The following is a 9,599-nucleotide window of genomic DNA, read 5'->3' as shown; positions in this document are numbered from 1 at the left end:
GTTCGGCGGTGTCTGCACCGCGGAACCGCTCTCGCATTCCATGCCGCCGGACAGGCTCACCGATCCGGTGGGTGTGCAGTTGCCGATCCCGGATCCGGTTCCGGAGCCGGAGTTCCCGCCGGAGCCGGAGGGCGGGAAGCTCGATCCGGTGCTCCAGTCCGGGGTGGTCGACCCGGTGGCCCAGCCGATGAGCTGGTTTGCGATGTGGTGGGCATGATCGACGACCGCGACGGGTTGTAACAGCAGGTCGATGAAGGAGGCCATGTGCGCCCCTTTCGTTGATCCACCGGCGAGGGTGGGTGTGAGATGGAACACGGGGAGGCTAGCCGCCATTGGGTCAATGCACAATCACACTGGTAGACAAGCTATTTCAAAAGTGAAACATAGGCATTCGCTATCGCTTCGCAACCATTTCGCCCGGTGGGCTACTCTCCGGACATGCCCTACGTTCCCACCGTCGAACGCCTCCGCCCCTTCGGAGCCACCATCTTCGCCGAGATGACCGAACTCGCCGTTCGCCACGGCGCGATCAACCTCGGTCAGGGGTTTCCGGACAGCGACGGTCCCGCCGGCATGCTCGAGGTGGCGCGGCAGTGCATCGCCGACGGTCTGAACCAGTACCCGCCGGGCCGCGGCATGCCCGTGCTGCGCCGAGCCATCGCCGCCGATCGCGCCCGCCGCTACGGCACCGCCTACGACCCCGACAGCCAGGTGCTGGTCACCGTCGGCGCCACCGAGGCCATCGCGGCCACCATCCTCGGCCTGGTGGAGCCGGGGCGCGAGGTGGTGCTCATCGAGCCGTACTACGACTCCTACGCCGCCGCCGTCGCCCTCGCCGGGGCCAAGCGCCGCACCGCCCGGCTGGTTCCCGACGGCGACGGCTTCGCGCTGGACCTGGACAGCCTGCGTGCCGCCATCACCCCCGAAACCCGCATGCTGCTGGTGAATTCGCCGCACAATCCCACCGGCACGGTACTCGGCCGCGCGGACCTCACCGCCATCGCCGAACTCGCCGTCGAACACGACCTCCTCGTCATGGCCGACGAGGCGTACGAGCACCTGGCTTTCGACGGGCACGAGCACATCAGCATCGCCACGCTGCCGGGCATGCTCGAGCGCACGGTCGTGATCTCCAGCGCCGCCAAGACGTTCAGCGTCACCGGTTGGAAGATCGGCTGGGCCTGCGCTCCCGCGCCGCTGCTGGACGGCGTGCTGGCCGCCAAGCAGTTCCTCACCTTCGTCGGCGGCGGCCCCTTCCAGCCCGCCGTCGCGCACGCCATCGAGCACGAACAGCGGTGGGTGGCCGACCTGCGGGAAGCACTGGCGGACAAGCGGCTTCGGCTCTCGTCCGCTCTGGCCGAGGCCGGGTTCGCGGTGAAGCGCAGTGACGGAACGTATTTCGTCTGCGCCGACATCACCCTGCTGGGCGCGACCGACGCCCTGGCGTTCTGCCGTGAGCTGCCCGCACGCCTCGGGGTGGTCGCCGTGCCGGTGAGCGTATTCGCCGACGACCGTGCCGCCTGGAACCATCTGGTGCGCTTCGCCTTCTGCAAGCGGGACGAGACCATGGAGGAGGGGGTGCGGCGGCTGCGCGCCGGTGTCCAGGTGGGCTGACCCGGTCGGCACGGCCGGAAATAGTCGGCCGTGTGGGTCGTCCGCCCCGGCCCCGCCGGGTGGCGCCCGGTGCGCGGCCTCGGATCAGGCGGGCACCGGCCGCGCCCGGTCGGCGGCGAGCAGGGCGGCCATCGCGCCCAGCATGGTCCCGGTCACCCACCGCTGCACCCGCTGCCACAGCGGCCGCCCGCTCAGGAAGCCCGCGACCGCCCCCGCGCCCAGCACGATCAGACCGTTCACGGCCAGGGCGATGGCGATCTGCACCGCGCCCAGGCACAGGCTCTGCAACCACACCCGCCCGTGCTCGGGCGTCACGAACTGCGGGATCAGCGCCATGTACATGATCGCGATCTTGGGATTGAGCAGGTTCGTCACCAACCCCATGGTGAACAGTCGCCGCGTCGGATCGGCGGGCAGCGCGTCGGGGGCGAACGCCGAGATGCCGCCGGGGCGCAGCACCTTCCAGGCCAGCCAGGCCAGATAGGCGGCCCCGGCGAACTTGATCGTCAGGTACAGGCCGGGCACCACCGCGAAGACCGCGGTGATTCCGGCCGTCGCCGCGCCCAGATAGCACGCGAAGCCGACCGCGACGCCCGCCAGCGAGACGAATCCGGCCCGTCGTCCCTGCGACACCGTGCGGGAGACGAGGTACATCATGTTCGGTCCCGGGGTGAGCACCAACCCCAGCGCCGCGGCCGCCACGCCCAGTATCGCCGTCGCCTCGATCATGCGGTCGATACTCCCCGGCCCGTGTGCCTGCTGTCGCGGGCCAGTCGGCAACCACTGGCCCGGCCGATCACGAGCGCAGCGTGCCCGGATACAGGTATTCGTCGGCGGGCGGTTCCTCGCGGTCCAGCCAGGCGGTGAAGAACCCGGTCAGATCGTGGCTCGTGCGGGACCGCACGAACTCGCGGAACTCCGGCATGGACGCGTTGCCGTAGGCGTGCCCGACCACGAAATCCCGGATGGCGGAGAAGAACACGTCGTCGCCGAGGGTGCGGCGCAGGGCGTGCAGGAACAGCGGGCCGCGGTAGTAGACGGAGGTGAACTCGTACCCCACGCCCGGATCCTGGAGTTTGATCTGCCAGAACTTGGGATTGTCGTAGAACTCGGCCACGGTGTCGCGGTACTCCGCGTCGACGTCCCTGCCTTCCTTGCGCTCCGGCCACAGATAGTCGGCGGTGTAGCTGGCGAAGCATTCGTTCAGGCAGATATCCGACCACTGCCGCACCGACATGGAATCGCCCCACCACTGGTGAGCGATCTCGTGCACCACGGTCTGCAGATCCGTCCACGGCGCGTAGATGGGCCGGGTCTGGGTTTCGAGCGAGAACTCCAGGTCGGTGTCGACGTAGATGCCGCCCGCCACATCGAAGGGGTAGGGCCCGTACAGTTCCTCGCCGAAGTCGAGAATCTCCGGCAGCCGCAACTCGTTCTCCTTGGCGTCCACCGCATCCGGTGCGAACGCGCTCAGCAGCGGGGTGCCGTCGGCGCGGCGCTGTTCCAGGAATTCGAAGCGGTCGATGGCGACGGTGGTGAGGTAGCCGATCACCGGATGCCGCGACTCCCACCGCGTGGTCCGGCGACCGTCGGTCACCGTATCGGTGGTCTTGGCGCCGTTGGACATGACCTCCCACTCCTGCGGCACCGTGGCGGTCAGCGTGAAAGTCGCCTTGTCCGTTGGCGTGTCGTTGAGCGGGTACCAGCTGGTGGCCGAATGCGGCTCGCCCGCGACGAAGGCCCCGCCGCTGGGGGAGACGTACCAGCCGGAATTCTCGTCCGCACCCACCGGCCCCGCGTAGTCGACCTCGACCGTGAACGGCAGGCCGGGCAGCAGCGGCAGCAGCGGGGTGACGACGAGTTCGTGTTCGTCGGTGCGGTCGAACCGGGCGGGCAGATCGTTCACCGTCACCGTCGTCACCTCCGGACCGGCATAGTCCAGATTGAAGGTGCGCAGCGCCTGGGTGGCCCGGGCGTGCACCCGGGCCGAACCGGTCAGGTGCCGGGTGGGCGGGTCGTAGTCGATCGCGACGTCGTAATGGGTGGCGTCGTAGCCGCCATTGCCGTCCAACGGGTAGTAGGGGTCACCGAGCCCGGGCGCACCCGCCAGCGGATCGACCGGCTGTGCCTGCGCGGGAGCGGCCGAGGCGGCCGACGCCAACGCGACACTCGCCACCGCGTACCGCCACCACCTGCGAGAAGTCACCGAGCTGCCCCTTTCCGGCATCCCTTGCCGATCAGCCGATGCTAACCGCCGCGTGTCAGTGGCTGGTGCCCGACACCGCCACGCTCGCGCCCAGCCCGAAGATCATGACGCCGCCCGCGCCGCCGACCGCCTCCAGCCGCTTGGGTGAGCGCGCGAACCAGCTGCGCGCCGTCCCAGCGAGCAGCGCCCACGCGCTGTCCGAGACCAGGGCGATGAGCAGGAAGGCCAGGCCCAGAATCAGCATTTGCAGCGGTATCGCCCCGCTCGCCGGATCGACGAACTGCGGCAGCACCGCCGAGAAGAAGATGATGGCCTTGGGGTTGCTCACCCCGACGAGGAACGCCTGGCGCAGCATCTTGTTCCGATGCGCCGGCTCCACGTCGGCCCGCAACGCTGCCCGCAGTGACTTGCGGTCGCGGATGGCCTGGATGCCGAGGTACATCAGGTAGAGCGCCCCGACCACCTTCACGATGGTCAGCGCGACCGCGGACGCGGCGACCAGGGCGCCCAGCCCGGCGGCGACGCACAGGAGGACCAGCAGCACCCCGACCGAATGGCCGAGCACCGACAGCAGGGCCGCCCGCCGTCCGTTGGCGAGGGCGCGTCCGATGACGAAAAGTACACCGGGACCGGGGATTACGATCAGAACGGTGGCCGCGACGAGAAAGGCCAGCAGATTTGCGGCGGGGATCATCGACTCAGTGTATGCGCGTGCACCTATCTCCGGTCCACGGAATATCAGGTCCCGCGCAGCTCGTCCGGCAGCTGCTGCGGATCGATGAGCAGTCGTTTGGCGTCGACCCGGCGCACCTTGGCGGCGAGGTCCAGATTGTCGGTGAGCAGCTGCCATTCCACCTCGTGGATGGTGGTGCGGGCACGCTCGATGACATTGAGATCCCGGGTGCCCCAGGCGATGGGCATCATGGTCACCGCATGCCACAGCTCGCCCACGGAGGCGGGGGCGCGGTCGATGCGCACGGTCACCGAGGGCACCCGCTCCCCGGCGCGGATCCGGTGGCCGGGCAGACTGCGGACCGTGCGGGTGACCAGCGCGTAGCGCGGACCGTCGGCGGTGGGCTTGGCCAGATCCACCAGGGCCAGCAGGGTGGTGCCCTTGGCGGTGCTCTCCGAGACGACCGCGGGGACGAGCGCGCCGGTGGCGTAGAGCTTGTCGATGCGGGCGCGATGCGGGGTCCACAGTCCCACGAACAGCGCGGTCGCCGCGCCCAGGGCGAAGGCGACGGCGAGCAGGTAGGACCACGGGTGGTCGAGCCAGATGAGGTAGCCGGTCCCCACGCCGAGCACGATCGACGCGGCGATGGCGAGCACCCGAATCCGCCGCAGGTAGGCGGCGACCTCGTTGACCGTTCGGGCATGCTCACGATCGACCGTGAATTCGAAGCGCCGTCGCACGTCGGTTCCCTCCCGCCCTTTTATGGAGGCTGCCGCTCCATTTTTATCCTATCGCCGGACCCAGTAGGTCGTCCGCATCCGTGATGCGGTAGGCGTACCCCTGCTCGGCCAGGAAACGCTGTCGGTGCGCCGCGTATTCGGCGTCCAGGGTGTCCCGGGCGACCACGGAGTAGAAGTGCGCCTGCCCGCCGTCCTGTTTCGGCCGCAGCAGACGGCCCAGCCGCTGCGCCTCCTCCTGCCGCGATCCGAACGTGCCCGAGACCTGCACCGCCACCGACGCTTCCGGGAGGTCGATGGAGAAATTGGCGACCTTCGAGACCACCAGCACCGGAATCTCGCCCTGCCGGAACGATTCGAACAGCGCCTCCCGCTCCTTGGTGCGGGTGGAGCCCTGGATCACGGGTGCGTTCAGATGCTCGCCCAGTTCCTCCAGCTGATCCAGATAGGCCCCGATGACCAGGCTCGGCGCGTCGCGGTGCTGCGCCAGAATCGATTCCACCACCGCGAGTTTGGTGCGCGCGGTGGAGCACAGCTTGTAGCGCTCCTCGGGTTCGGCGGTGGCGTAGGCCATGCGCTCGGCGTCGGTGAGCGTCACCCGCACCTCGACGCAGTCGGCGGGCGCGATCCAGCCCTGCGCCTCGATGTCCTTCCACGGCGCGTCGTAGCGCTTGGGGCCGATGAGGGAGAACACGTCGCCCTCGCGGCCGTCCTCGCGCACCAGGGTGGCGGTCAGGCCCAGCCGCCGCCGCGATTGCAGATCGGCGGTCATGCGGAAGACCGGCGCGGGCAGCAGGTGCACCTCGTCGTAGATGACCAGGCCCCAGTCCCGGCTGTCGAAGAGTTCGAGGTGGCGGTACTCGCCCTTGGTCTTGCGGGTGATCACCTGATAGGTGGCGATGGTGACCGGGCGGATCTCCTTGCGCTCGCCGGAGTATTCGCCGATCTCGTCCTCGGTGAGCGAGGTGCGGGCCAGCAGTTCGCGCCGCCACTGCCGCCCGGCCACGGTATTGGTGACCAGGATCAGGGTGGTCGCCTTGGCCTTGGCCATGGCCGCCGCGCCCACCATGGTCTTGCCCGCGCCGCAGGGCAGCACCACCACGCCGGAACCACCCGCCCAGAAGGAGTCGGCGGCCATCTCCTGGTAGTCGCGCAGGTGCCAGCCGCCGGATTCGAAATCGAGGTCGATGGGGTGCGCCTCGCCGTTCACGTACCCGGCCAGATCCTCGGCGGGCCAGCCGATCTTCAGCAACGCCTGCTTGATGTGGCCGCGTTCGGAGGGGTGCACGATCACGGTGTCGTCATCGAGGCGGGTGCCGAGCATGGGCGCGATCTTCTTGTGCCGCAACACTTCTTCCAGCACCGCGCGATCCAGCGAGACCAGCGTGAGCCCGTGCGCCGGATGCTTCACCAGTTGCAGCCGCCCGTAGCGGGCCATGGTGTCGACGATGTCCACCAGCAGCGGCTGCGGCACCGCGTACCGCGAATAGGTGACGAGCGCGTCCACCACCTGCTCGGCGTCGTGTCCGGCCGCTCGCGCGTTCCACAGCGCCAGCGGCGTGATCCGATAGGTGTGCACGTGCTCGGGCGCGCGTTCGAGCTCGGCGAACGGCGCGATCGCCTGCCGCGCCGCGTCGGCCGACTCGTGGTCGACCTCCAGCAGCAGCGTCTTGTCGCTCTGCACGATCAATGGACCGTCGGTCATGCCACCTCCTGGATCGGGCCCGCCCACCCGGGCCGTCGACCATTCTTCCCGAAGCCGCCGACACCGCGCCGGGTCCCGCGGGCGTGTTCCTTCCCGGTGGCGGGTCGGTGCTGTGACAATCGCGGTGTGACCGGGTGAAGTTCATTCGTCGGAAAGCCCGCAAGACCCCAGTTTCGATGGCTAAGATCACACCCCATTTGGACGTACGTCCAGCTAATTGGAGTCGACGGACAGCGGGTGATTCGATGCGCGGGGTCGGAGCGGGGGACGACGCGGGCGGACGGCGACGGCGCGGGCGCTGGGTGGCGGGCCTCGCCGCGATGGTGATCGGGGCAGCGCTGCTGGTGGCGACACCGGGGGCGGCGGCGCCGCCCGCGCTGCCGGATATCCACGTCGAGGACGATCGGTTCGTCGACGAGGCGGGGCGCACCGTGCTGCTGCACGGCGTCAACAATGTGGACAAGGAAGCCCCCTACATCGAACTCGGCGACGGCTTCACCCTGACCGCCGAGGACGCGGAACTACTCGCCCGGCACGGATTCAACGTGGTCCGGCTCGGCGTCGCCTTCGACGGCCTCATGCCCACCCGGGGCGTCGTCGACACCGCGTACCTGGACCGGGTCGCCGCGGTGGTGGACCTCCTCGCGGCGCGCGGCATCTACACGCTGATCGACAATCACCAGGACGGACTGTCGAAGATCTGGGGCGGCAACGGCTTTCCCGAATGGTCGCTGCGCTCCCGGCCCGGCGCGCTGGAGCCGAATCCGGGCTTCCCGCTCTACTATCTGATGCCCAGTATGAATCGCGGCTGGGATGAGGTGTGGCACAACGACAATGGGGTGCTGGACCAGCTCGGCGTCGCACTCGGCGCGCTGGCCGCGCGGTTGGCGGAGCGGCCGGGCATGCTCGGGATCGAGCTCATGAACGAGCCGTGGCCGGGTTCGGCCTTCCTGTCCTGCTTCCCCGACGGCTGTCCCGGCTTCGACGCCGTCTACCAGGCGGCCATGCAGCGGCTGACCGATGCGGTGCGTGCCCGCGCCGCCGATCTGATGATCTTCTGGGAACCCAATGTGACCTGGAACGAGACCATGCCCACCAACCTGGGCAAGAATCCGCCCATCACCGCGCCCGATATCGGCTTCGCGCCGCACGACTACTGCATTCCCAGCCAGCTGGCCATCTACCTGGGCCTGCCCGACGGGCTGCGGGCCCTGTGCGGGGTGCAGCAGGACAAGACCTGGGGCAATATCGACGCCTTCACCCGCCGCACCGGGATACCCACGCTGGTGACCGAGTTCGGCGACGGTGACGCCACCGTGCTGCGCAATACGCTGGTGCGCGCCGACGAGCGCTTCATCGGCTGGATGTACTGGCACTACGCCTCCCGCTTCGGGGCGGGCGGTCCGCGCCCCGATCCCTTCCACGGCGAGCTCGGCCGCGAACTCGTGCGCACCTACCCCCGTGCCACCGCGGGCGTGCCCGGCCGGATGGTCTTCGATCCCGCCGACGGCGACTTCGCCTACCGCTATAGTCCGCGTCCCGCCACCGGGCCGACCGAGATCTACGTATCGGATCTGCACTATCCGGACGGGTACCGGGTGCGAGTGGAGGGCGGCACGGTCACCTCGGCTCCGGGGGCGCGGGTGGTGACGGTGGTCGCCGACACGAGTGCGCCGGTCTCGGTGTACGTCAACCGGCCCGATTCGGCGGGCGAGACCGTTCCGGAGGGGCCGGTCGGCACCGGATCGGCGAGTGGTGGTTCGATCGAGTCCGGTTCCGCCGGAACGGGTTCGGGCGATTCGGGGTCGGCGGTGCCGGGCTCGGCGGCCACCGGCTCCGCGGGGTCGAGTTGAGGCTGTGCCGCCCCGGAAACCCGGGGCGCGCCGGTCTGTAACGGGACGGCGATCCGGCACGACACACGGGCGCGAGACCCATAGCTGGTCATGTGCCCAGATAATTGAGAGGGAACACTTGTGAACTACTTCAGTCTGCAGTTGCTCAACAACTTCCTACCCATGATCCTCAACCTGTCGCTGCTGGGCATGCGCGGCGGTGGGATGTACTACTACTGATCCGCCGCTCCATCGCGGGACTGATGCGGTCGCCGGTCGCCTGCGGGTACCCTCAGGCCGTTCACGGCGGCCGTGAACGGTTCGGTGAGAAAGGTTTTCGCAGGTGAAGTTCGCACCAACGAGGCTTATCGCGCGCCTCGTGCTGGCTCTCGTGGCGGTCGCCGCGCTGGCCGGATGCTCGATGTTCCAAGAGGCCAGCAAGTCCGACACCGCGAAGGCGCAGGTCGGTGACTGCATCAATGTCATCTCCGGGTCCGCGGTCGACTCCGAGACGGAGCCGGTCGACTGCTCCTCCGAGAAGGCCGTCTACAAGGTCATGGACGTCCACGACACCCAGACCGAGTGCAAGGAGGAGTACACCTCCTACGAGGAGACCCTGAACGGCGGCACCACCGCGTTCCTGTGCCTGGCCCCCAACTTCAAGGAGGGCGCCTGCTACAACGAGAGCCCCACCACCGGATACAAGAGCGTGGACTGCTCCGCTCCGGAGGCGTCGTTCAAGGTGACCAAGCGCATCGACGGACAGACCGACGAGTTCCTCTGTGATACCGCGGCCATCGGCTACCGCATCGTCCCGGATCCCAAGATGACC

The 9,599-nt window shown here is 68.8% G+C and carries 8 protein-coding genes and 1 pseudogene; 3 read left to right on the top strand and 6 right to left on the bottom strand.

Annotation, left to right across the window (positions count from 1 at the left end):
* A pseudogene (locus QK444_RS25330) lies at nucleotides 1–264 on the bottom strand (hypothetical protein); the annotation flags it as partial.
* Nucleotides 265–438: 174 nt separating this feature from the next.
* Between QK444_RS25330 and QK444_RS25325 the strand changes: the two are divergent.
* A complete protein-coding gene (locus QK444_RS25325) occupies nucleotides 439–1,614 on the top strand; it encodes a pyridoxal phosphate-dependent aminotransferase (RefSeq protein WP_282784368.1) in 1,176 nt (391 codons plus the stop codon).
* Nucleotides 1,615–1,698: 84 nt separating this feature from the next.
* Here the strand turns inward: QK444_RS25325 and QK444_RS25320 are convergent, their stop codons facing one another.
* The 5 genes from QK444_RS25320 to QK444_RS25300 all read right to left on the bottom strand — a co-directional run bounded on the left by QK444_RS25320 (nucleotide 1,699) and on the right by QK444_RS25300 (nucleotide 6,935).
* Nucleotides 1,699–2,343: a LysE family translocator gene (locus QK444_RS25320; protein ID WP_282784367.1), complete on the bottom strand. Its 645-nt coding sequence runs from the start codon at nucleotides 2,341–2,343 to the stop codon at nucleotides 1,699–1,701.
* Nucleotides 2,344–2,410: 67 nt separating this feature from the next.
* Nucleotides 2,411–3,820, bottom strand: coding sequence for a M1 family metallopeptidase (locus QK444_RS25315; protein ID WP_282784364.1), 1,410 nt, complete (start codon nucleotides 3,818–3,820; stop codon nucleotides 2,411–2,413).
* 55 nt (nucleotides 3,821–3,875) lie between these two features.
* Nucleotides 3,876–4,514 (bottom strand): LysE family translocator, encoded by a 639-nt coding sequence (locus QK444_RS25310; RefSeq protein ID WP_282784362.1) that lies wholly within the window; start codon nucleotides 4,512–4,514, stop codon nucleotides 3,876–3,878.
* Nucleotides 4,515–4,558: 44 nt separating this feature from the next.
* On the bottom strand, nucleotides 4,559–5,233 hold the full coding sequence (locus QK444_RS25305) for a DUF3239 domain-containing protein (protein WP_282784360.1): 675 nt from the start codon (nucleotides 5,231–5,233) through the stop codon (nucleotides 4,559–4,561).
* Between the two features lie 43 nt (nucleotides 5,234–5,276).
* Nucleotides 5,277–6,935 (bottom strand): DNA repair helicase XPB, encoded by a 1,659-nt coding sequence (locus tag QK444_RS25300; RefSeq protein WP_282784358.1) that lies wholly within the window; start codon nucleotides 6,933–6,935, stop codon nucleotides 5,277–5,279.
* 245 nt (nucleotides 6,936–7,180) lie between these two features.
* Here QK444_RS25300 and QK444_RS25295 point away from each other — a divergent pair, with 245 nt between their 5' ends.
* Together QK444_RS25295 and QK444_RS25290 are read left to right on the top strand one after the other, a co-directional pair.
* The gene (locus QK444_RS25295; RefSeq protein WP_282784356.1) at nucleotides 7,181–8,788 is read left to right on the top strand and encodes a cellulase family glycosylhydrolase; all 1,608 of its coding nucleotides are present in this window, start codon (nucleotides 7,181–7,183) and stop codon (nucleotides 8,786–8,788) included.
* Nucleotides 8,789–9,110: 322 nt separating this feature from the next.
* A partial coding sequence (locus QK444_RS25290; protein ID WP_282784354.1) for a hypothetical protein occupies nucleotides 9,111–9,599 on the top strand: 489 nt, incomplete at its 3' end.

This window comes from Nocardia sp. CC201C (genome assembly GCF_030010695.1).
Lineage (GTDB): Bacteria > Actinomycetota > Actinomycetes > Mycobacteriales > Mycobacteriaceae > Nocardia > Nocardia otitidiscaviarum.
This window is presented reverse-complemented; position numbering and strand designations above follow the sequence as displayed.